We start from the raw sequence: 20,115 nt of genomic DNA, 5'->3' as shown, positions 1-20,115 counted from the left end.
AGTGAGCATTCCATGTCTCCAAACACTCCTATGCACCGTCGAGAGTTCCTTGCCAAAGCTGCGGCCGGCCTGTTGGCCGTCGGCACGCCGGGGTTAGGGCTGTGCCAGTCCTTCTGGGACTACCCACGCTCCCTCTGGATAAAGCGGCAAGCAACTGGCGAAGAGCGGCGGATTGTCTATTGGGCCAATGGGGAATACCTAGTTGATGGCTACCGTGAAGCATGCCATCTACTGCGCGATGTTCGGGCCAACCTGACCGTATCGATGGACCCGGTACTGTTGGACATCCTGCGCGGAATTCAGGGTTGGTTCGAAATCGCCGGCATCCAGCGTCCCATTGTCCTCAACAGTGGGTATCGCTCACCACAGACGAACAATGCAACCGAGGGCGCTGCACGCACCTCACAGCATGTCGCCGGCAAGGCTGCAGATATTTGGATTCCAGACGTACCTGCAGATTATCTGGCCAGGCTTGCCGCATACCTTCGAGGGGGCGGAGTCGGCTTTTATCCATCCAAGGGTTTTATTCATGTTGATTCCGGTCGGCTCAGGAATTGGCGAGGGTGAATAGCGTGCAAGAAAGTTTCATCCAGGCCGGCGATGCCACCATTGCCCTGCAGCCAATCTTCGACCTCGAAACCGATGGTGAGGTTGGCTTCTTCGAATCCACACTCCGCATTACCCGGACGCCGGACCCGCATTTCCATGTTCGCCTGCTGTCGCTGGCTGAAGAACTGGGCTTCATCCACCACATCGACATGCACGTGCTGGCACTGACGGTTGATACCTTGCGGCGCAATCCTGGCATGAAGGCGTCGTTCAACGTCTCCCAGCGATCCATTCTTGAAGACGGCCAACAGATCATTCGAAGGCTGGCCGCCAGCCAAGTTAGTGACCGACTCATCGTCGAGATCACGGAATCGACAGAAATCCCGACCGCTTGGGTCGCGGTCTTTGCAGCCGGCGTCAGAGAGGTCGGATGCAAGCTGGCAGTTGATGATTTCGAGACGGGTTTTGCCGACGAATTACTGGTCCGCGCAGTGAAACCCGACTTGATCAAAGTCGTCATCGACGACACAACGCTCCGCTATCGGGAGCGAATCAGCCGCACCATTGCACTGGCCAAGGATATCGGCGCGGATGTGGTTGGGGAAAAAATCGACTCTGACGAGAAGATCCAGCTGCTCAAGGTGATGGGCGTCCGCTACCTGCAGGGATTCTCACTCGCGTCGCCCATCATGAACAATGACCTACCGGGGATTTTCGGGCGTTCCCTGGACTCGACGATACCGATCAATGATGGCAGCGCACCGGGAATCCGGTTGGACCTTGCGCGTAGTTTCCAACCCATCAACGGCCACCGCCAGGTTCGCCTCGTAGAGAAAACGGGAAGCTAGCGGATTGTTGGGCGGGTCCGAGCGACCCGTCCGGCTCGCCATGAGCAACGCCTGATCCATCGGCGCCAGAAGAGCAAGCCGCTCTTTCGCGCGGGTAGCAGCCACGTAAAACAAGCGGCGCTCGTCCTCAATCTCCGCATCGCCTGAACCGTCCCGGATGACCGGGAACGATCCATCGGTCAGTTCCGGAAGGATGACCAAAGGCCATTCCAGACCCTTGGCGCGATGGCAGCTGGTGATCAGAACCCGGTCGTCACTTGCTTCGGCCGCTCCGTAGTCAGTGGCCAGCCGATCCAGAAAGGCGACGAAACCAGCCGGCGACTCACCACGCTCCCGGGCCAGCTTGACGATCTGCCAGATCATCCTGATCTTCTCGGCAGACTCGCGGGGATCGGGAACGTTCTTCTCGATTTCCTTCTGTAAGTTCGTCCGTTGCAATATCTCGCCCAGCAGCTCTGCGGCTTTCTTCGTCGGCCCGATACCCATCACCCAGCGCCAGGTCTCGATTGCGCGAAGCCGGCGATCACGAGTAAATGGCAGAGCACGGGAATCGCTGCGGAAGAAACTCTCCGCGATGCTCAACAGGTCATCGGGGCTCTCGGCGACAGCCTCGGCAATCATCTCGACAGTATCCCGACGCAAGTAGAGTGTCGGCGTCATCAGCAGCGCCTGCACCAGCTTGGTCCGGCGCTCGACGGATTCGACCGCGGCCATTCCACCGGCGGCCAGCTGGAGATAGGCACGCAATCCGAGCACGTCGGCGCGATCGAAGAAGGGGGCGGCCCCCACAATGCGGTAGGGAATGCCGTCCTGCAGCAGCGCCACTTCGGAACTGATGGAATGAGCATACTCCCGGACCAGGACGGCGATCTCGTGCAACCCACGGCCGCCAGCAGTCCATTCCTTCACAATTTTGAGCGCCTCCGCCCCGGGGTTCGAGGCAACGAGGCGAACGTCGAGGGCGGTATCGCGCTCAATCCCGGAAACGCAGATCTTGTCCGTTCGGTTACCGTTGCGGGTAATGACGAAGTTGGCCAGCAGTGACAGCGAATGGCCGTAGCGGAAGGTATGGGGCAGGGTGTAGCGGTCAGCGCCGGGGAATTCCTTGGTGAAAAGGGAAGTCATGTAGTCCGGCTTGGCACCGCGCCAGCGATAAATGGTCTGGTCTTCATCCCCAACGGCCATCACGAAAGCCCGCTTGCCAGCAATCATCCGCACGAGGGTCATCTGTGCCTCGTTGATATCCTGGAATTCGTCGATGATTACGTGGTCATATCTGCCACCAATGAAACGTTCCACATCGGCGTTGGACAAAGCCGCCATTACCGGATCGTAGATCAGGTCAGCGAACAGGCGGATGCCGCGGTCGAACCTGGCTTCTTCGAATAGCGAGAAGCCGCGGACGAAGCGCTTGTCGATGTCGCGGACAGTTGCAGCCCAACGCTCATCGGGCGTCGGGAATAGCTCACCTTTCAGGATATCGATCGTATCCAGAAACTCCGTGACGACTTCGAAATTCAGATCAAGCAGATTGTCTTCATCACCCTCAGCATTCACGCGCTGCAGGATCTCACGGGCCATCTTCCGAATGGTGTAACCCTCGGTCTCGAGCTTGGCGCCATTCAACAAACCGGCCTCGACCAAGCGGCGAGAAATACGCATACCGAACCCGTGGAACGTCAGCACCTCAGCGACTGGCAAACCTTCTTCTGCGCAGGCCCGCTTGAGACGGCGTTCGAATTCTTCCTGGGCGCTCTTGTTGAACATGAGCACCAGGATGCGGCGCGGCTCGACACCGGCCTTGAGCAGGTGAATCACTCGCGCAACCATCGTGTGGGTTTTGCCCGAGCCGGCAACGGCGCCGACGATAGCATGCCCGCCGTCATGATTGACGACGGCGATTTGTTCGGTGGTGTAGCCCAATTAATCCTCCAGCAGGGCGTAGCGGGGCATTTCAAGGGTGGTGTAGGCATTGGTATAGCCCGGCCACTGTCCGGATTCCTGGCAACGCTTGTAGGTATCCAGAGCACGGCGGAATTTCTTCCAGCCGTTGTCGATCATGGATTGGCCGGCCGGCAGCATCCAAAGGCCATTGGGAGCATCTTCCTCGACAGCGACAAAGATGAACGGGAGGACTTCTCCGGTGAATCGATGGGCAGCTTCGGTGTACATGGCGGCCTGCAGATCGTAGTCCAAATCAATGGCCTGCCGGAGGAAGTGCTTGGGGCGGGCGTCGGTCGTAGTTTTGAGGTCGAAGTTCGCAAAGGGGGCACACAGCGCATCGAAGCGAACACGGCATTGGATGCCGGTTTCTTCGTCGGTCCAGAAGACGGACATTTCGCGCTTGGCCGTTTGCAGAGCCTTCCAGAGAGGAAATTCCTTGTGGGTCATGATGGCGCGGAGCATGCCATGTACCTTGATCCACTCCTGTTCGTTGAGAATAATTTTCCCTTTGTTTTCCTCAACGAAGGCCTTGTAAACATTGGTGCCGCGCCGACCGCTGAATACCGTGTAGGTAGCCTCGAAGACTTCCGGTTCAAGGGCGGCGCAATGCAGCGCAGTGCCGATGTTCGGCTTCCCGTCGTCCGGCGCCTCGAGGTAGGCCTGGAAATGTGCCGGCGAACGCAGCAGGTGCTTCAGCCCGGAGCAGGATACGGAATCGGGCAGCTGGTGGTATTCGTCCGAGGGAATGTCCATATGAAAGCAGCCCGGAGCGACACCGGAAACGATATTGCGATCAGGATGAACGATGGCAACACTCGGTTCTGCGGAAAACAAATCAATGGATGTCGGCTGAGTCGGATACAGAACAGAGGACTGGGCAGGTTGGGTCATGGCGAGATGGAAATGAGTTATCGATAGCTTCATGCTACCGACCGACTCCACGATTTCCAGTAGGCAAATAGGCAATCACCGCAGCAGTCGCATGAAGGAGGGTGTAGGAAAAACACTGTCCATTTCCACCCAGAAAAAGCCTGTTTTAACACCCGGCGACGAACTAACAAAGTGTCGAAAATGGCGACTTGGAAAAGATCAGCGTTCAGATAAAAGGGCCTGTATGGACGAGAACATCATTTATTGGGCATCCGTTGGTCCTCACGAGGAGTTCACGGATGCCTGCATCGAACAGGCTAAAGCCTTGACTGCTGCAAGGTTCCCAGTCGAACACCGAAAGGACCATCGCAGCAACCGCTTTCTGTCGGCTTGCCTTGGCGACTATTGCATCGGTCCTGCAGACGTCTACGGACACATCCACGCCAATCGGGAAGATGCGCTAGCGGCCATCTTGCTGCTTGGGGTTTCGATGCGGAATCCGATGATGCTGCTGATCGCCAATGGCCGCGGGCAATTCTGCTCGCCCTATCTGAAACGCACCTTTCTGCAAGTCGCAATGAGCCATCTGGAAAAGGAAGATTTGCAACGCATCATGGCGGTTTCAGGCTTGCTCTCAATAAACGAGACATTCCGGTTTATTCTGAATAAACCTGATCGTCAATCCGATAATTTCTGTCATAGCCTTGCCTTCTAATCAAATAACATAGGTCCGAACTTGATCAAAACACCCAATCTCTCGACCCAGCCCATCAATCTTGGCCTTTCCGTCAGTGAGCAGAAGACTATGTACGATCTCCTCGACAGCGCCATGTCCGATGGCGCCTACGGCACTATCCCGGCGCATCTGATGGTTGCTGCGCGAAAGAACCCCCTCCTGGACTGGAATGCTCCGCTGAAGGAAGTTCTGACGAAGCGCACGATCCAGATCGGTAACCGCGAGTACACAACGTGCCTGGTTGGCATTCCTCTGCATGGTGATCTCGGGATGGCCTTCGAACAGGTACTGGCCGTCAAGGAAATCCTGAAGGAAGTCCAAGGAGCCAAGCTGATGTCGAAGGACGACGGACTGATCTTTTTGGATCAGCCTCTTCCCCGCAGCACGATCCAACTGATGTCGGTCGAGGATATGTACAACCTGACGCCGCGCCTTTTCGAGCGTGGCGTGCGCGGAAGCCCGAACGCCGTCCTCGACGCCAGGATCACCGAAAGCGATGCGGCAATGATCGACTCGGCAATGATGATTGGCCTGCTCTACTGGAAGGCCGAGAAATCCAAGCCGCGACTGCTCACCGATCTTGCTGCACAAGAACAGTTGGCCAAGATCGTCGAACGACATGTGGCCTTCGAACGGGCAACTCCATTCTGCCGAACTCCGTCGATCCAGAGCAGCAGGATGGAACCGTTCCTGGATGCCACAATCAGTTCGTCTCGCCATATCACCAAACGCTATCTCGATAGCCTGATCGCAAACAACTCGATGGTGGCGGATTGCGCAACCTTCAATGTAGTGACGGATGGCGCCCCTTGGGGCGAGTATCAGATCGAAATCCTTCTGCAGGCCGGCGGCGTACTGGGCGAGTGCACGATGACGCTATGCCTGGATGAGCTTCGGGACGGAAATGTCAGCGACACGCTGGACTATCTGGTTCGGGAGTTCGCCTCACGCGGTGTTTCCGACTGCCGGATTGGTTATCAACAAATGAACTACTCGTCTGCAATCAGCGATGTCGAAGAAATTATCCGTTCCCCCGTCTCCTTGCACTAAGCCCGAGCAACCGCAAAGCCAATTGCTGAACATGATGCTCGACCGCTTCTGGAGCGATACGCTGAACTATCTGGAGATGCCGCCGGCCACGCAAAGGCCGGTTGCATCCGGAAAATCCAAAAGGGAAACACCGTGAGCCTTTTTCAAGCCAGAACGAGAAGCCAGATGCTGAAGGCGGGAATACCGCATCAGCCGCGGGTGGAGGCAAAGCAAACATGCGGGTCATGCGGAGTTGCCAAATCCCTCGACCAGTTTGAGCTGAAGGATGGCGGCAAGCGCATTTCCAGAATTTGCGATAGCTGCAAAGGTCATTGAATCAGCCCGCAATTTGGGGGCTAGAAACTCGAAAGCGACTCCGTAGCATTGGTTACATGAAGCGCGGCACCTCTGCTGCGCACCTAACCAAGGAGTCGCAGCATGATCAGCAATCTCGCAATCACCACACCAGTCGTCGGCACCATTCGCCTCGGCGATGTGGCCATCAATCAGAAGGGCAAGCGTTATCCGGTCCGGGCCAATCACTTCAAGATCACGGCCTTGTTCAAGGACGGCGAAGGCCACTGGGTTGAACACCCGATGCACAAGCATGTCGCTGAAACCACGGAACAGAAGGCCGAGCTGATCACCGAGATCCCGGTACATCTGATGTTCAATGATCCGGACCTCAACATGCGTGCCCGCTACGAAGCATTCAACAACGACGGTCGCACCATCTGCGCCGGCGATGGGAAATGCGCCCGCCGCCTCGATGGCGGCAAGGTGGTCTCGGTGGAATGTGTCGGGTCCGAGCACTGCCAATTCGGCCGTCAGGTGAAGTGTGACCTGTTTGCCCGCCTCAACGTCATGATTGACGGCCAGGACGACGAATTTTCGAGTTTCATCCTGCGTACCGAGTCGATCAACGCTGTGCGTACCCTCTACGCCAAAATGACCCGCATGCGCGCCATGTTCGGCAATCGCCTCGTTGGGGTTCCGTTCATGCTGAAGCTTCGCCAGAAGGCATCGTCGATGTCGTGCTGGACCAAGTTCTGGTATGCCGATCTGGTGCTGAACAAGGTCTCCAAGTTCGATGCCATCAAGCTGGCTCAGGAATACGAAGAACAGATGGAGAGCGCCGGCCTCGACCAGCAAGCCTTCGAGCAAGAAGCTCTGGCCGGCCTACAGAATGGTGCATTCGAAGAGGGCACGGAAGAGTTCGAGGACATCGAGGCATTCTTGTTGGCCCGCGGTGACGATGAGCCGCCAGCCGAGGGAACCGTTCAAACCGGTGAGGAACAAGTTGCCCAAGCCCCCGGCCTGGCATCTCTGCGCGCCTTCCTGGAAACCGCCGATCAGGCCGGGGCCTTGACGCTCAACCTCACTCAGGAGGCTGGTGAGCCGGTTACCGCCTAAGGAACCGTGCCGGGACCAACCCGACCACCTGAACAACCATGGCCGTCATCACCATTAAAGAAGCCAAGAACAGCGAGGGGAAAGAAATGCGACTCGAATTCGCACCAACGTTCTCCTGGCAGGCCTTCGTTGTCCGCGGCGTGCCTGCACGGCTCGCCGCAATGGAAGGCAAGTCAGTGTCGCTGGCTAAGGCAGTGCAAATCTGGAATGTCAGCGTCGCCAAGCGCGCAGACACCCTCCAGACAACGGCCGTGTCAGTGACCATCCGAAAGATTCTCGACGCTGCACGCGATGCCAAGGCATCCGCAGCACGCACAAAACCAATACCTATGTTCTGAACAGGAATACACCATGATCAAGAACCGATTCGTTGCACTCATCCTGGCGCTGGCTGCCTTGCCCGCTGCGCAACCCGCCTTTGCCTTCAATTTCGTTGGCGAGGCGGTGCGGGAGATCACCCATCTCAGTCGCGAACACACAAGGGAGTTCTCGAGGCCCACCGCGATTCCTTCGGCAGGGATGAGCACAACGCAGGGGCATCCCAATGGCGACTGCCCGCAGTTCCAGGCGTACGGCTATCCGCAAACTAGCGACGCGAAGATCCAGCATCGAGCTTTCTACTCCTGCAGGGCAGGCTATGCGGGGATGTACGATCCGGCCGAGAAGACTCCCCTCTGGATCGCCGAGCGCCTTGCAGCCAGAGAAATGGATGGGCGCGCAAGTCGCAAGGGACTCGATTTCAACGAAGACCCGCAGATTCCTTCCGGCGCCAACGCTCACCTCGACGACTACAAGCGCTCGGGCTACGACAAAGGACATCTCGCACCAGCTGGCGACTATCGGGCCAGTCAGGCATTGATGAACCAAACGTTTCTTCTGTCGAATGCAGTACCGCAAAATCCGGATCACAATCGCGGTATCTGGGCCAACCTGGAAGCCAGCATCCGCGAAATGACAGCTCGCCGCGGCGACCTCTATGTGATTACTGGCCCCGTGTATTCGAACCCGCACCGCTCCACAATTGGGAGGGGTGTATCAGTCCCGGATGCACTCTACAAGGTCGTCGTCGATGCCAGTAAGCACGAAATGACCGGATTTATCATTCCCAATCGCGCCGACGTGGGCGACGATCCAGGGCGCTATCAGGTCAGCGTACGCGAAGTCGAGCGTGCAACCGGCCTCAACTTCAACCCGAACCTTGGCCGGGCTGATGCAGATCGTCTCGAAGTCGGTGGTGGCAACTGGATGCTGCCGCGAGTTCGCGTCCGCTTCAACGACTAGGGCGGCTATCTGATGACCCATCCCGTTTTTCAGGAATACACCCGCGACGGTCGAAAGATCAATGATCCCGAAGCCGTCGCTCGGGTCCGCGATAGCCTTCCGGTACCGACAAACTGCCGCTTCTGTGGAGGGAACGTCGAACTGGTCAACAACGCGAAGTTCTACGGTGGCCGGGAATTCGGCTGGCCGTTCGCCTATGCCTGTTGCGCTTGCGGCGCCAGGGTGGGTTGCCATCCCGGAACGGATATCCCGCTTGGCACGCTCGCGGATAAAGCAACGATGCAGGCACGACGGGCGGCGCACGCTGCATTTGACCCGCTGTGGCAGAACAAGGGGGCAGGAGCGCGCAAACGCGCCTATCAAGCCTTGAGCAAGGCTATGGGCAGGCAGGCAGCTCACATTTCGTGGATGGATGCCCAGGACTGCTTGACGGTGGTTTCCCTAATCAACGCGGGTAAAATCCAAACAGCAATCTGATCACGCGAAAGAGCCATGACTACTAGGAGCGGCGGGTATATCGGCCAACGGGCCATTGAAATTCTCGCGAGCAAGGCGCCGGACGTAAGAATCACGAAAATCGTCGGCGCGAACATGGGAAGCGTGCGGCTTGCCAAAGTACATTTTGAAGACGGCCGGTTTCTTCAGGTGCAAATCGGCAGGAAGGGCGATCACACCGGTCTCTTAGTTGACAGTCTGGTTAGGACGCTGATGCACAACGAAGCTGCTGTTTCACCTACGAAGCAGATACAAGCCAAAACTGAAGAACTGGAGCAAATGTTTCCCGTGGTCAATGACCAAAAAATTCTAGCAAAAGGAGAAGCATGAACACCATGACCACAACGCACATTCACGCTGCCGCCGGGTGTCTTGGCGCGATTTCGAGCAGGGCAGGGATGAGCGCCGTTTCGCAAACCATGCTGCTGACCTACATGATGGGTGGTGGTAAGGTCATGGTGTTCGACAAGGGGAGCAGCGGTAAGACCAGCAGCTTCGCTACCTTCCTGAATGACATAACCAAAGAGCGCGTGGCGAAGATTTCGGTGGCCGCGAAAACCTGCGCCGTCGGCGAAGAACCTCCGTTTGAGAAGAAAACGGATTTCATCGCCAAGGTGGCTATGGCCAGGCCGTTCTTTTCACAACCTCGCCGGATAAGCTAGGAAAAATATGGAACGTGGAATCAAAGACGAAGCCTTCGTGCGGCGCGCTCTGCAAGAAGCCGATTTCGACATGGGGCGCTGGATTGCCAATCAGAACGTGTTTAATGGTCAGGACAGTTCTCCGTTGGCGCCGGCGGTAAAGGCTGCGGTCGTGACGGCAGCCTCCGTGTACGTGCAGAAGTACGAATGGCCCGAGCAAGCCATCAGCGACGCGCTGGCAATCGAGACCTGCGGCGAAGCCCGCGCGTTCATCGATCGTATGTCTGCCCAATTGCCGAAGTTTGAAGGCTGACAGGCGGCTGGGGTTGCCGGGATAAGACGAGAACCGGCAACCTCTACGCATACCAGTACTTGATGGCAACAGGCCTGGCAGGATACAGATTCCCCATAGGGAAACCAGCCATTTAGCCCCGCGATTTCTCCCAAGGCACCCCATAGGATGCAAGCATTCGCATCATTGGCCTTGGAAACGTGAGAAATAACCTCCCTGTCACATTAAATGAGCGCAGCCTTCCGGAAGGCCGCTACCTGGTCTCAAAGACCGACCTCAAAGGCATCATCACCTACGCGAACGATGCCTTCGTCGACATCAGTGGATTCTCACGCCACGAACTGGTCGGCAGCAATCACAACCTGGTTCGGCATCCTGACATGCCGCCGTCGGCATTTGCCGATATGTGGAAGACTCTCAGGGAAGGCCTTCCTTGGCGCGGGATTGTGAAAAACCGTTGCAAGAACGGCGATTTCTACTGGGTGAATGCTTTCGCAGCTCCGGTCTATCAAGGGACTGAGGTTATTGGCTACGTGTCGGTACGGACGAAACCGACTCGGACCGAAATCGAAAATGCCGAAGGGCTATATCAGCAAATCCGGACCGGCACCGCCAAACTGGGTTCCAAACCGCCAATCTGGATGCGGCTCTCCATCAAGACTCGGCTGATTGCCTTGATGGCCAGCATGTCGCTTCTAGTGGCTGGCGTGGCAACCGTGGGCGTAGTCGGCATAAACGCAGGCAACGAAGCGCTGGAGACCACGTATCACAGGGGCTTGGAGCCGGTTGAGATGATCGGCCAAGTCACCAAGCTGATGAATGACAACCGGGCGCAAGTCATGCTGTCGTTGCAGCACAGCCCGACAAACGCCTACGCTTCGATGCATGAGCATCCGGTAACGATGCACACGGATCTGATTGCGAAGAACCGCGATCAGATCACTGAACTGGTAAAGGAACTCCAAGGGCGCGACCTCGGCCCTGACCTGAAACGACTGCTGGCCGCCTACATCGAGGCACGCGACGTGTTCGTCAATGACGGACTGCAGGTTGCCCGTGAGGCAATCCTGGCCGGAAACTTCGATCGTGCAAATCTCGTTCTGCTGAGCAAGATCAATCCCGCCTATGCCAAGGTCGAGCAAACATCCAACGCCTTCCGCGAAGCGGTAAAGCAATCAGCACAAAACGAGTTTACCGCCGCCAAGGTTCGCTATTCGCAAACTGCGAACATTGCGATCGGGTCGGTTGTGGCCAGTCTGCTTTTCGTGGTCCTGGCGGGCTTCTGGGTCATTGCTTCGATAACTCGGCCAGTGAATGACGCGATTAGGAAGTTCTCGATGATCGCTCAGGGCGACCTCACCGGTGACATCGATATCGGCGGGCGCGATGAAATTGGCCGCCTGATGGCTCACCTCGCGACGATGCAAGCCCACCTGAAGGCCATGCTCGATGAAATCAAGGCGGCCGCTCAACAGATCGATGTTGAGACGAACCAGATCAACGGGCACGTCCGGGCAGTCTATGAGCATTCGGAATTGCAACGCGACAGTTCCACCAGCGTAGCCTCGGCGACCGAGGAATTCAGCCAGTCGGTCCATGAAGTTGCCGACGCCGCCCGCAATGCCGCCGGCGCCGCATCGGAATCGCAGGAGAGGGTAAGCACCGCACGCGAAAGCATGGATGCGAGCGTCCAGACGACAAATAGGGTTGTTCAATCGGTTCGCGAATCCAGCCAAGCGATATCGGACCTCGAGAAGGTGATCTCCAAGATTGGCAACGTGACGCTCACCATCAAGGAAATCGCGGATCAAACCAACCTGCTGGCCCTCAACGCGGCCATCGAGGCCGCACGAGCTGGTGACGAAGGGCGCGGTTTCGCCGTCGTCGCCGACGAAGTACGTAAACTGGCCGAGCGCACAGCCAAATCGACCAACGAAATCACCGCAATGGTGGCGGAGATCCATCGCGTTACGGCGAGCAGCGTGACATCGATCAATCAAGTGGTCGGCGAAGTCGAGGAAAATGCCGGGCAGATCATGGAGCGAATCCAGGACCTTGAGCAGATTCGGACAACGAGTCAGGAAATCACCGGCATGTCCGCACACATTGCCGACGCCGCCCAGGAGCAAGCCACCGCCTCGGAACAAGTAGCCCAGAATATGGAGCAGATCGCCACGCTGATCGAAAGCAACATGGGCTACGTTCGCCGAGCTCTGGAGTCCGCCAATTCCATCACCAGCCGCGCGTCCTCGCTGCGCACTCTTTGCGACGACTTCAAGGTATGACCTCTCCATCCTCCCGAGTGCCGCGCTATGAGACCAGCAGGGCGATGCAGCGCATCGTCCAGTCCGTCGAGCGGGCAGGGCAGCTGACCGCCGCAGAGATCGCCAAAGCAGCCTTCGTGTCGCTGCACACGCTGGGCCCCGGGGGTTATCTGCAAGCTCTGCAGAATCTCGGCAAGATCCATATTGCCGACTGGCGAAAAGCCTGCAACGGCTTCGTGATCGCCGTGTACGCGGGCGGACCTGGGGAAGTGGCGGAAAGGCCATTGTTTTCGGATCAGGATCGCGACTCGGCGGGCATGGCGCGAATTGTTGCCTCGCTGCGCCTGCAGCCCGACCTGTCGTATCGGGAAGTGGCGATCGCCGCCAGTCTGTCGCCGACAACAGTGAAGAACGCCAGATACATGGAAATCCTGAACGAACAACGGCGGGTCCATATTTCCGGGTGGCGCCGAAACAGTCAGGGGCCAATGCAGGCCTTGTTCAGGGCCGGGGAGGGTGACAACGTTCCTCAACCGCGGCCCTATTCGGGTGCAGAAAAGTCACGCCGATATCGCATGCGCGTGGCCGTCACGACAGGGCGAGTTGGACTGACTTCTTTGGTTAGACAAATGGTGCGGCAGGATCATGCTCGGATCGGCTAACGGCCTCTACAAGTCAGTCCAGCTGGTGGAACAGCAGGGGAGCATAGAAGCCTGGCTGGTTCTTTGGATGGCGTGCCTGATTGGCTGCCTATCGATTGGATTCGGTATGGCCTCACGAAAAATTGACCATCTGGACGATAAGTCGGCTCCACGGGTGATCGGTACGATCATCGGGTTATCGGTTGCCATTCCGGTGATTGGCGGGTTGCTCGTCTGGGCGTTCCGTTTCTGACGCCGGCAAACAATGCAAGGGGAAATCATGGGAAAGACGTATTCGGTAATCATTGAGTTCGATGGCCAGAAGCCGGCTAAGTACAGCCCGGAATTCCAGACGGACAACACCTATGCCAAGGGATGGAAGGCAACGCTCACAAAGGCACATCGAGGCGGCAAAGTTAGCTGTGCGTGCCCGGGCAAGGGGAGCAAACTGCTTGCCGTGCGCCACTACGACTCGGATTCGTTCTGCCTGGCCAGATATCCATTGACCGGAGGCGAACACGGCAACGAGTGCCGCTTCTATTCGCCAGATCCCGAGAAATCCGGGATGAGTGGCTATCAAAAGGGCGTCATCGAGGAAGGTCCAAATGGCACGATCAAGATTCGGCTTGAGATCGGCCTGAAGAAGCGAGAGGCATCCGACCCAGGCGTTCCACCACTGCCGGCGCCAACGCCCGTTGCCGGCAGAAACTCGAAACCGGCGATGCGCCTTCTTGGGTTGCTGAACTACCTGTGGGACGAAGCGGACCTGAACTCGTGGTGGCCGGCGATGAAAGGGAAACGCGACATCGGCCGGATCAACCTTTGGCTGGACGATGCTGCATCACACATCACTGCTGCCAAGGTGCAACTGAACTCGGTCCTGCTACTAGCTGACCACAAACCCGACGGCCGGTGGGCGACGACAAACCGGCAGCGCGTCGATGCGGCTCACAAAGCGAAGACCAGGTTGTTGGCGATCGTGCCGCTTGCCGCATATAGCCCCGAACGCGACAAGGAAATGGCATCGGCGCTAAAGATAGTCGGTTTCCACGGTATCCCGATGCTCGACATGCATGCCGGGCTGTGGGGGCGGGTGTGCAAGCGTTTCCCTCGTGCAATCTCAGCATGGCAGAACAATCAGCGCATCATGGCGATCGCCGAACTCGACCTGAAAAAGGATGGCAAGTATGCCGATGTCGTCGACATCGCATTGATGCCGGTGACCACTAACTGGATACCGTTCGATTCGATGTTCGAACTCACGGTAGCCGACAAGCTGACCAGCGAGGAACGCGGCTTCACGAAGCCATTGCGCTTCGACGCCGATGAAGACGTGGTTTTCCCCGACTTCATTCTGCGTGACACGGGGGCCGATACCCCGTTGGAAGTCTTCGGCCGTACCGACGAATCATACGAGGCGCGCAAGGCCGTCAAGATGGCGTACTACCAGAAGGAATTTGGTACTGACCGCTGGTGGTATTGGGATGCCGTCCAGGACCCGGACGGCAAGACGATGAAGCCATTCCCGGAAGCCAAGAGAAAGACCCGGGCGCTTGAATAGAAGGCATTGCGGCGGACTTTGCCCACTTGAAAGCAGAGTGTCCTCTGGGAGCATGTCCTGCATGGACACCACTACCTTCGTCAACGAGACGCTTGCACGCGGACTCCGCAAGCAAATGCTCGATCAAACAGCGGCTGCCGTAACCCGGGCGGACCTTCGCCTCGCAAAATGGTGCATCAGGGGTGCTCAGAACCGTACAAAGAAAGGTTGGCGACGCGCGCATGCCGAGATCGATGAAGCGTTCGGCCGCGTTGCCATGATGCGAACGGTAGCTGACGATCAATTCGCCTCCTGGATCATCATCGACGGCGTATCCAAGCTAAAGGATGGTGGAAGTCTGCTTCAAAGCCACCCTTGGCTCAATCACCTCGAGGGCGCATTCATATTCAGCGGACTTCTGGTGGATCTCTTCCGGATGCAGCCACGGTATCGGGCAATTCCTATCCTGGTTCGCAGCCACGCCATAGACCGCTTGTTCCAGCGCCTAGCTACAACCAAAGCGAAGGATGTGATCGACGAACTGATCGATGTACCAATGATGGCGGCGATCAGCGCTTGCGAAACCATTATTTCACACGAAGCCGGGCTACTCGACCAAAACGACCGGCCGCCAATGCCGGTTGCCTTCCCAACGAAGAACGGGCTGCTGCTGGGAGACATCATTCCAGCCTCGCAGAAGCACGAAGCGTTCATCGAACTGAACACCTTTATCGGGGGCGAACGCACTATCGCTGGCGCCAAAGCATTGTTGCGTTCAAAGCTGGCGGCCTGGCGTGATCGACACGGCCAGGTGATGGCCCGGATCGCGATCAGTCTGACGTTGATGCGCTATGTCGAACTTCGCCATACGCCGGAATTCGCAGAAGCGCGGCATGCATATGCAGAGCTGATGGAACTGATGGAAGCCTTCGCCGGCGTCATACGCCCGCGGACCGAGCGCAACAGCGAGTTAGTCAGGAAAGAAATGGCATGGCGCTGGGCACGCGCCCAGGCCAACGGAACCTCGGCAGTCATGCAGGCGACGCCGGTGGAGGCCTGACGCTATGGGAACGTGCATTTACGTCTACGACGGCTGCACCGTCAAACCGGTAGGTTCTGTCAGGGCTCTCGATATCTTCTGCGGCCGCGCTCAGGTGTACGAGCATGCGCGGAAGATCATCTGGCTTGTCGAGGAAGACAGCGGGGTGATCACCGGCCTTTCTCCCGTACCGATCGATGAGAAGGGCTATGCACGCCAGGATCTGGTCATGCACAGGATACTCATCATCATGAACAAGGAAGATATCGCGGAAGGTTGGCCGGCCGATGACCTGCAAGCACGTCGCTACGTCGACGCCATGCGCTCACCGCCGCCTCCGGCTATTCTGTGGGGAAAAATCAGGAACCTGAAAGCGGCCAAGCCTCGCCTGCAGACAGGCTAACCAACCGCTGCCTGCATTCATGCACGCCTGACATGCCGCTGCATAGGCAGACCATTGTGCTTGACGACAATGTGCCGCTTGAGCAAAAATTGAGACGGCCTGATCGTGGCCAGCAGCCCACCTAGCGAATCCGTTTCGACGGACGATCTTCAAATGTTTCTTACGCTTCCAATGTGTGCAGAAGCGGTAGTGGGCGCCGTCATCTGCAAGCACTGAGGAATGCGTCATGCAATACATCCCCACGTCTAATACTGCTATTGAGTCGATCAAGCGCAGCGCCAAGAGCATTCAGAAGTCTGAAGGGCTGGCCTATTCAAAGGCTCTGGAGAAAGCTTCCACCCGGGCAGGTTATGAATCTTTCCATCACGTTCAGTGGTGCCACCGTCAGGTTAACGAGGATCGTTTCGCAGGGATAGAGAACAGCTACGGCTGGCTCAAGTATCACCCCCATCGCTTCTTCCATCTTCGGTCCGATAGAGATTGGGAACAAACCACCATGGAGGTGGCTGCCGCACGAAAAAAAGAGGAGGCCCTGCGATTCATCAGCGTGGCTGAAACGTTCTATATGAAGCACAGAGATGATCCGTCCAGTATGCTTCTTGATGAGGAGGTCGAATATTTCCCCATTGAGCGCATTGAATCGGCTCTTGGTTTCGATTGCTCAGACATCGGCTCGCTGGAAGGCTCGATTATTTCTTGGGTCCCGTCTGGACGGATCATTTACGACCTACGAAACTTTGGTATAGCCCTTTGTTCGGCAGACGCACTCAAGTTCTCGGTTAAGGACATCCATTTACCCGCACCCTGCATCTATGTTCACTGGGGGGCAGCACTAGGAATCAAAGGACCCACGCCCAACACCTTTGTCGACGGCTGCTATATCGAAAAGGATCCACATGGGCAGTCGTTCAATTTCACAATGACGACAACGGTGCCAAATTATGTTCGGCTCGATAACTTTTCGTCGCTGATGGCAGGGTTATGTGCCGAAGCAGAAGGGTGCCTATGGTTGATTGGGCCATCGTACGACCGGACAGAAGGGGAGTACCCCCCAAGTCTCGGTCAGGTAGAAGAGCGGTTTGCAGATATGGAAGGCGGCAAGTTAATTGGCTGGGCACCCATGGAGCGAGATTGCCTCATTATGGCCATGAATGCTCTGCGTCTGGTCAGTATGCAACCAGGCTTCGTTGAGAGATATCCGACGGACGCTTCTACCGCGCTGGTTGCCCAAGCTCTCTCCAATACCGAACCATCAAGAAGTGATGCACGTGAGGAATTGATGGAATTTGGCTACGAGCCAGTTCGGGTGCTTGTCCAGGAGACTGCGTTTCATTGATAAAAATCGCAGCCATGTAGATACCATGCATTACTGCATGGCTGACGAATACGCTAAAACCTCCACGGGCCTACTGACTGCGCCGGCTAAGGTACTGCAGCCCAGGGTTTCAGGGATCGGGCATCCGGATTTTCCGGTGGACGGACGGGGTTAACGGCCTAAAACTGCCCTGAGTCCAAAAGCGCCTCCAGGGTGGACAGGTCGGTTCCAAGGTTGCCCTGGCGGGTCTGAGTTCTGATCTCGTATTCCGCTCTTTCTTCACAGACTAAATGCGTCATGAGATACATCCGAGCCATGCCGACTTCCTCGAACTTCGGCTTCTTCTTGACCTTGACCTTCTCCTGGATGGGCACTCGCTTTTGCAGCCTGTCAGTGAACAATACCTTGGCCCGCAACCGCTCAAAGGTGTAGCCCCGGCCATCCCGGTAGACTCGCCTGATCTTGGCGTTGAAACTCTCGGTAAAGGCGTTCGTGACGCGCTCATCGTCGAAGTAATTCAGGATGTAGGTCTTCCAGTTCCGGAAGGCCGTTTTCACCGGGCGGAAGGGCTTGGCAAGCTCGTCAGGAATGCTCGCCTCCCAAACCAGATACTCGCCCCAAGCCTCTTCCTTGGTTTCCACCTCATAGACCTTGTAGAGCCGTTCCTTGAGGTCATAAGCAGCGGCCAGCAGCGGGAAGCTGTTGAGCCATCCGGAAACGGTCAGGTGCTGCTCATCGTCCAGATCGCGCTGACGCTTGGCAAACAGTTTGTGGGCGCGTTTCAGGCCGAGCGAATGGCGTTTCTTGTCCTGGTTGCCAATGCTGCGCCGAACCGCGTCAAACGAGGCGTTGGCCTTGCTGACGACGTGGAACTTATCGACCACCAGTTTCGCATTGGGAAGGGCTGCCAGGACGGCGATCCGGTACGGACGCCACATGTCCGTCGCAACGTGCGTGATCCGCTCTTTATTCGGCAGGGAGTGCAGGAAACTGACGATGGACGTGCCGTAACGGTCGGGCAGCATGTCGATCAGCGACCGGCCCTGAATGTTGGTGAAGACCGCCCGGAAGCGCCCCAGCTTGATTTCGTCGATCCCCAGCCAGACCGGCGTTTCGCGCTTGAATTCCTTCTCCAGTTCCGCCACGTACTCATCGAACACGTTGCGGACGGTCTTTTCGTCAATCCCTACCTGCTTGGCAATCTCGGCGTAGGTGTATTCCAGACCCTGCCGACCAACCCACTTGGCCAGGCGTTCGGTCATCTGCCGGGCCGTATCCACCTCGGGCACCGCCGCCGTGAAGGTTTTGCCGCAGGGCTTGCAACGCAGGCGCGGCACGTCGAGGTGAACCGCTACGCTTTTGCCGTGGGACGGAAGGTCGCGGATGAACAGCGTTTTCTGAGCGTGGGCCACCGTTTCGTTGGAACGCCCGCAGTGCGGACAGAGCTTGGAAACGATGGTCGGCTTTGCCTTCACATGATAGTCAGTATCGGTTTCCTTGAAGTCGAGAACCCGCAGGCCAGGGAGATTGAGGACATTGACGGGCATGCTGGGCTTTAGCCGAAAGGGGCGAATTCTATATCTCGTTTATGCGCTTGACAAATAGACGCAATGCGTCTAATCTGATCGTGTAGCATCGAACTTGAAACTTGATTCAAATGTTGGAGCGCCACGAATGACAACGCTGACAGAACAAACCGCTCGCACCAAGTTTGCGCATTACTTCCTGCACCTCAAGGAGTCGATGGCATCGGAAGGCGGTAAAGTCTCGAAGTCGGCAGAGTGGGAGCGTTGTATCGAGCACTGGATCGAGGAAGGTGATGCTCCGGCAGAGGCGGCAAACTGGAAGTGCCCGCGCTCGCTGGAAGCTGAAATTCGCAAATAATGAAAGGACGCATGATGAGTGAAGCCAAATGAAACCCTCTCTAGCCCTTGCCTCAAACCGGGATGCAATCCGCCGTGTGGTAGCTGCGCACCGGGCGAGCAACCCTCGCGTCTTCGGCTCAGTCGCTCACGGTGACGATACCGAGGACAGCGATCTGGACATCCTGATTGACCCGACCCCTGAAACGTCGCTGTTCGACATTGGCGCGATCCGCCATGAGTTGCTGCAACTGCTGGGCGTGCCGGTGGATGTGCTGACCCCCAAAGCGTTGCCTGAGAAGTTTCGCGCCATCGTATTGGCTGAGGCTGTGCCGGTATGAGCCGCGATCAACAACGATTGGCCGACTACCTGGGCCACATCCTGCAAGCCATTGAGCGCATCGAGCGTTATACCGAAGACCTAGGCGAAGTGGCGTTTCTTGAGGATGAAATGGCGCAGGATGCGGTGATCCGCAATTTCGAGATCATCGGCGAGGCCAGCCACAACATCGAAGTCCATTTCCCTGAATTCGCTCAGGCACACCCGGAATTGCCCCTGGCGTTTGCCTACCAGATGCGTAACGCCGTGGCACATGGGTACTTCAAGGTTGACTTGGAAATCGTCTGGAAGACGCTGAGCAACGATCTAGCCGGGCTGTATAGCCAAGTGCAGACCGTACTGGCTAACTTGCCCAGACAGGCCAATGATTCGGGGATGAAACCATGACTGCACCAACTTATGTGATTTGCGCTGAAGAGAAGGCGTTGCTGGATGCCGCCAAGCGAGTGGCTGCCGTGTGGGGCCAGAAAGATGGGCGGTTGCTTGCCCCCAGAAAGGGGCGAGCGGAAGCGGAGGCTGCGCTTGTCGAGCAAATCAAATGTGGCCGCGTCGTGGTGAACTCGCAGTTTGTTTGCGATATTCAGCGATGACTGTAGAGGGAAATTCGACAACT

General features: G+C 57.1%; 24 protein-coding genes and 1 pseudogene. 22 read left to right on the top strand and 3 right to left on the bottom strand.

The window, feature by feature from the left end; translation table 11 throughout:
• The first annotated feature begins 12 nt into the window (after window positions 1-12).
• Entirely contained in the window at window positions 13-567 is a 555-nt protein-coding gene (locus AC07TV_RS18845) for a YcbK family protein (RefSeq protein ID WP_494649906.1), read from the top strand.
• A pseudogene (locus tag AC07TV_RS18840) lies at window positions 564-1,223 on the top strand (EAL domain-containing protein); the annotation flags it as partial. The gene AC07TV_RS18845 and the pseudogene AC07TV_RS18840, both read left to right, overlap by 4 nt.
• A 27-nt stretch (window positions 1,224-1,250) precedes the next feature.
• On the opposite strand, the gene AC07TV_RS18835 reads toward AC07TV_RS18840, so the two are convergent.
• A complete protein-coding gene (locus AC07TV_RS18835; RefSeq protein WP_494649905.1) occupies window positions 1,251-3,320 on the bottom strand; it encodes an ATP-dependent helicase in 2,070 nt (689 codons plus the stop codon).
• Window positions 3,321-4,265, bottom strand: a complete 945-nt coding sequence (locus tag AC07TV_RS18830; protein WP_494649904.1) for a PD-(D/E)XK nuclease-like domain-containing protein — start codon at window positions 4,263-4,265, stop codon at window positions 3,321-3,323.
• Window positions 4,266-4,323: 58 nt separating this feature from the next.
• On the opposite strand from AC07TV_RS18830, the gene AC07TV_RS18825 reads away from it, so the two are divergent.
• From AC07TV_RS18825 to AC07TV_RS18750, 16 genes are all read left to right on the top strand, one after another.
• A complete protein-coding gene (locus AC07TV_RS18825) occupies window positions 4,324-4,926 on the top strand; it encodes a hypothetical protein (protein WP_494649903.1) in 603 nt (200 codons plus the stop codon).
• Window positions 4,927-5,016: 90 nt separating this feature from the next.
• Window positions 5,017-5,997, top strand: a complete 981-nt coding sequence (locus AC07TV_RS18820) for a hypothetical protein (RefSeq protein ID WP_494649902.1) — start codon at window positions 5,017-5,019, stop codon at window positions 5,995-5,997.
• Between the two features lie 417 nt (window positions 5,998-6,414).
• The gene (locus tag AC07TV_RS18815) at window positions 6,415-7,389 is read left to right on the top strand and encodes a recombination directionality factor (RefSeq protein ID WP_494649901.1); all 975 of its coding nucleotides are present in this window, start codon (window positions 6,415-6,417) and stop codon (window positions 7,387-7,389) included.
• A gap of 38 nt (window positions 7,390-7,427) precedes the next feature.
• Window positions 7,428-7,727 carry a hypothetical protein gene (locus tag AC07TV_RS18810; protein ID WP_494649900.1) on the top strand — a complete coding sequence of 100 codons (300 nt, stop codon included), beginning with the start codon at window positions 7,428-7,430 and terminating at the stop codon, window positions 7,725-7,727.
• Between the two features lie 13 nt (window positions 7,728-7,740).
• The gene (locus tag AC07TV_RS18805) at window positions 7,741-8,670 is read left to right on the top strand and encodes a DNA/RNA non-specific endonuclease (RefSeq protein ID WP_494649899.1); all 930 of its coding nucleotides are present in this window, start codon (window positions 7,741-7,743) and stop codon (window positions 8,668-8,670) included.
• 12 nt (window positions 8,671-8,682) lie between these two features.
• Window positions 8,683-9,147, top strand: coding sequence for a zinc-finger-containing protein (locus tag AC07TV_RS18800; protein ID WP_494649898.1), 465 nt, complete (start codon window positions 8,683-8,685; stop codon window positions 9,145-9,147).
• A gap of 15 nt (window positions 9,148-9,162) precedes the next feature.
• Window positions 9,163-9,495 (top strand): hypothetical protein, encoded by a 333-nt coding sequence (locus tag AC07TV_RS18795; RefSeq protein ID WP_494649897.1) that lies wholly within the window; start codon window positions 9,163-9,165, stop codon window positions 9,493-9,495.
• Window positions 9,492-9,827 (top strand): hypothetical protein, encoded by a 336-nt coding sequence (locus AC07TV_RS18790; protein WP_494649896.1) that lies wholly within the window; start codon window positions 9,492-9,494, stop codon window positions 9,825-9,827. The genes AC07TV_RS18795 and AC07TV_RS18790 overlap by 4 nt, the downstream gene beginning before the upstream one ends.
• 7 nt (window positions 9,828-9,834) lie before the next feature.
• Complete coding sequence (locus AC07TV_RS18785; RefSeq protein WP_494649895.1) at window positions 9,835-10,119, top strand: hypothetical protein; 285 nt, start codon at window positions 9,835-9,837, stop codon at window positions 10,117-10,119.
• 179 nt (window positions 10,120-10,298) lie between these two features.
• On the top strand, window positions 10,299-12,383 hold the full coding sequence (locus AC07TV_RS18780; protein ID WP_494649894.1) for a methyl-accepting chemotaxis protein: 2,085 nt from the start codon (window positions 10,299-10,301) through the stop codon (window positions 12,381-12,383).
• 44 nt (window positions 12,384-12,427) lie between these two features.
• Window positions 12,428-13,024 carry a hypothetical protein gene (locus AC07TV_RS18775; protein ID WP_494649893.1) on the top strand — a complete coding sequence of 199 codons (597 nt, stop codon included), beginning with the start codon at window positions 12,428-12,430 and terminating at the stop codon, window positions 13,022-13,024.
• Window positions 13,008-13,256: a hypothetical protein gene (locus tag AC07TV_RS18770; protein WP_494649892.1), complete on the top strand. Its 249-nt coding sequence runs from the start codon at window positions 13,008-13,010 to the stop codon at window positions 13,254-13,256. Before AC07TV_RS18775 ends, AC07TV_RS18770 begins: the two co-directional genes overlap by 17 nt.
• Window positions 13,257-13,283: 27 nt before the next feature.
• Window positions 13,284-14,564 (top strand): DUF1173 family protein, encoded by a 1,281-nt coding sequence (locus tag AC07TV_RS18765; RefSeq protein ID WP_494649891.1) that lies wholly within the window; start codon window positions 13,284-13,286, stop codon window positions 14,562-14,564.
• Between the two features lie 61 nt (window positions 14,565-14,625).
• On the top strand, window positions 14,626-15,603 hold the full coding sequence (locus AC07TV_RS18760; protein ID WP_494649890.1) for a hypothetical protein: 978 nt from the start codon (window positions 14,626-14,628) through the stop codon (window positions 15,601-15,603).
• A gap of 4 nt (window positions 15,604-15,607) precedes the next feature.
• The gene (locus tag AC07TV_RS18755) at window positions 15,608-15,985 is read left to right on the top strand and encodes a hypothetical protein (RefSeq protein ID WP_494649889.1); all 378 of its coding nucleotides are present in this window, start codon (window positions 15,608-15,610) and stop codon (window positions 15,983-15,985) included.
• 226 nt (window positions 15,986-16,211) lie between these two features.
• Entirely contained in the window at window positions 16,212-17,321 is a 1,110-nt protein-coding gene (locus AC07TV_RS18750; protein ID WP_494649888.1) for a hypothetical protein, read from the top strand.
• 158 nt (window positions 17,322-17,479) lie between these two features.
• Here the strand turns inward: AC07TV_RS18750 and AC07TV_RS18745 are convergent, their stop codons facing one another.
• Window positions 17,480-18,847 carry an ISL3 family transposase gene (locus AC07TV_RS18745; protein WP_494649887.1) on the bottom strand — a complete coding sequence of 456 codons (1,368 nt, stop codon included), beginning with the start codon at window positions 18,845-18,847 and terminating at the stop codon, window positions 17,480-17,482.
• A 127-nt stretch (window positions 18,848-18,974) separates the two neighbouring features.
• On the opposite strand from AC07TV_RS18745, the gene AC07TV_RS18740 reads away from it, so the two are divergent.
• Genes AC07TV_RS18740 through AC07TV_RS18725 form a run of 4 tightly spaced genes read left to right on the top strand, consistent with a single transcriptional unit; the run spans window position 18,975 to window position 20,092 of the window.
• Window positions 18,975-19,184: a hypothetical protein gene (locus AC07TV_RS18740; protein ID WP_494649886.1), complete on the top strand. Its 210-nt coding sequence runs from the start codon at window positions 18,975-18,977 to the stop codon at window positions 19,182-19,184.
• A 28-nt stretch (window positions 19,185-19,212) separates the two neighbouring features.
• Entirely contained in the window at window positions 19,213-19,503 is a 291-nt protein-coding gene (locus AC07TV_RS18735) for a nucleotidyltransferase family protein (protein ID WP_494649885.1), read from the top strand.
• Entirely contained in the window at window positions 19,500-19,889 is a 390-nt protein-coding gene (locus tag AC07TV_RS18730; RefSeq protein WP_494649884.1) for a HepT-like ribonuclease domain-containing protein, read from the top strand. Before AC07TV_RS18735 ends, AC07TV_RS18730 begins: the two co-directional genes overlap by 4 nt.
• Window positions 19,886-20,092 carry a hypothetical protein gene (locus tag AC07TV_RS18725; RefSeq protein WP_494649883.1) on the top strand — a complete coding sequence of 69 codons (207 nt, stop codon included), beginning with the start codon at window positions 19,886-19,888 and terminating at the stop codon, window positions 20,090-20,092. Before AC07TV_RS18730 ends, AC07TV_RS18725 begins: the two co-directional genes overlap by 4 nt.
• Window positions 20,093-20,115: the final 23 nt, after the last annotated feature.

It is taken from the genome of Azonexus sp. GW821-FHT04F04 (assembly GCF_059420025.1).
Note: the sequence above shows the minus strand (reverse complement) of the source record. Positions and strands in the feature narration are given on the sequence as shown.

What these genes read in the sequence shown, in the direction of transcription:
- AC07TV_RS18845 (WP_494649906.1), top strand. Translation starts at nt 13, where the DNA reads ATGTCTCCAAACACTCCTATGCACCGTCGAGAGTTCCTTGCCAAAGCT.
- AC07TV_RS18830 (WP_494649904.1), bottom strand. Translation starts at nt 4,265, where the DNA reads ATGAAGCTATCGATAACTCATTTCCATCTCGCCATGACCCAACCTGCC.
- AC07TV_RS18825 (WP_494649903.1), top strand. Translation starts at nt 4,324, where the DNA reads ATGAAGGAGGGTGTAGGAAAAACACTGTCCATTTCCACCCAGAAAAAG.
- AC07TV_RS18820 (WP_494649902.1), top strand. Translation starts at nt 5,017, where the DNA reads ATGTACGATCTCCTCGACAGCGCCATGTCCGATGGCGCCTACGGCACT.
- AC07TV_RS18815 (WP_494649901.1), top strand. Translation starts at nt 6,415, where the DNA reads ATGATCAGCAATCTCGCAATCACCACACCAGTCGTCGGCACCATTCGC.
- AC07TV_RS18810 (WP_494649900.1), top strand. Translation starts at nt 7,428, where the DNA reads ATGGCCGTCATCACCATTAAAGAAGCCAAGAACAGCGAGGGGAAAGAA.
- AC07TV_RS18805 (WP_494649899.1), top strand. Translation starts at nt 7,741, where the DNA reads ATGATCAAGAACCGATTCGTTGCACTCATCCTGGCGCTGGCTGCCTTG.
- AC07TV_RS18800 (WP_494649898.1), top strand. Translation starts at nt 8,683, where the DNA reads ATGACCCATCCCGTTTTTCAGGAATACACCCGCGACGGTCGAAAGATC.
- AC07TV_RS18795 (WP_494649897.1), top strand. Translation starts at nt 9,163, where the DNA reads ATGACTACTAGGAGCGGCGGGTATATCGGCCAACGGGCCATTGAAATT.
- AC07TV_RS18790 (WP_494649896.1), top strand. Translation starts at nt 9,492, where the DNA reads ATGAACACCATGACCACAACGCACATTCACGCTGCCGCCGGGTGTCTT.
- AC07TV_RS18785 (WP_494649895.1), top strand. Translation starts at nt 9,835, where the DNA reads ATGGAACGTGGAATCAAAGACGAAGCCTTCGTGCGGCGCGCTCTGCAA.
- AC07TV_RS18775 (WP_494649893.1), top strand. Translation starts at nt 12,428, where the DNA reads ATGCAGCGCATCGTCCAGTCCGTCGAGCGGGCAGGGCAGCTGACCGCC.
- AC07TV_RS18770 (WP_494649892.1), top strand. Translation starts at nt 13,008, where the DNA reads ATGCTCGGATCGGCTAACGGCCTCTACAAGTCAGTCCAGCTGGTGGAA.
- AC07TV_RS18765 (WP_494649891.1), top strand. Translation starts at nt 13,284, where the DNA reads ATGGGAAAGACGTATTCGGTAATCATTGAGTTCGATGGCCAGAAGCCG.
- AC07TV_RS18760 (WP_494649890.1), top strand. Translation starts at nt 14,626, where the DNA reads ATGGACACCACTACCTTCGTCAACGAGACGCTTGCACGCGGACTCCGC.
- AC07TV_RS18755 (WP_494649889.1), top strand. Translation starts at nt 15,608, where the DNA reads ATGGGAACGTGCATTTACGTCTACGACGGCTGCACCGTCAAACCGGTA.
- AC07TV_RS18750 (WP_494649888.1), top strand. Translation starts at nt 16,212, where the DNA reads ATGCAATACATCCCCACGTCTAATACTGCTATTGAGTCGATCAAGCGC.
- AC07TV_RS18745 (WP_494649887.1), bottom strand. Translation starts at nt 18,847, where the DNA reads ATGCCCGTCAATGTCCTCAATCTCCCTGGCCTGCGGGTTCTCGACTTC.
- AC07TV_RS18740 (WP_494649886.1), top strand. Translation starts at nt 18,975, where the DNA reads ATGACAACGCTGACAGAACAAACCGCTCGCACCAAGTTTGCGCATTAC.
- AC07TV_RS18735 (WP_494649885.1), top strand. Translation starts at nt 19,213, where the DNA reads ATGAAACCCTCTCTAGCCCTTGCCTCAAACCGGGATGCAATCCGCCGT.
- AC07TV_RS18730 (WP_494649884.1), top strand. Translation starts at nt 19,500, where the DNA reads ATGAGCCGCGATCAACAACGATTGGCCGACTACCTGGGCCACATCCTG.
- AC07TV_RS18725 (WP_494649883.1), top strand. Translation starts at nt 19,886, where the DNA reads ATGACTGCACCAACTTATGTGATTTGCGCTGAAGAGAAGGCGTTGCTG.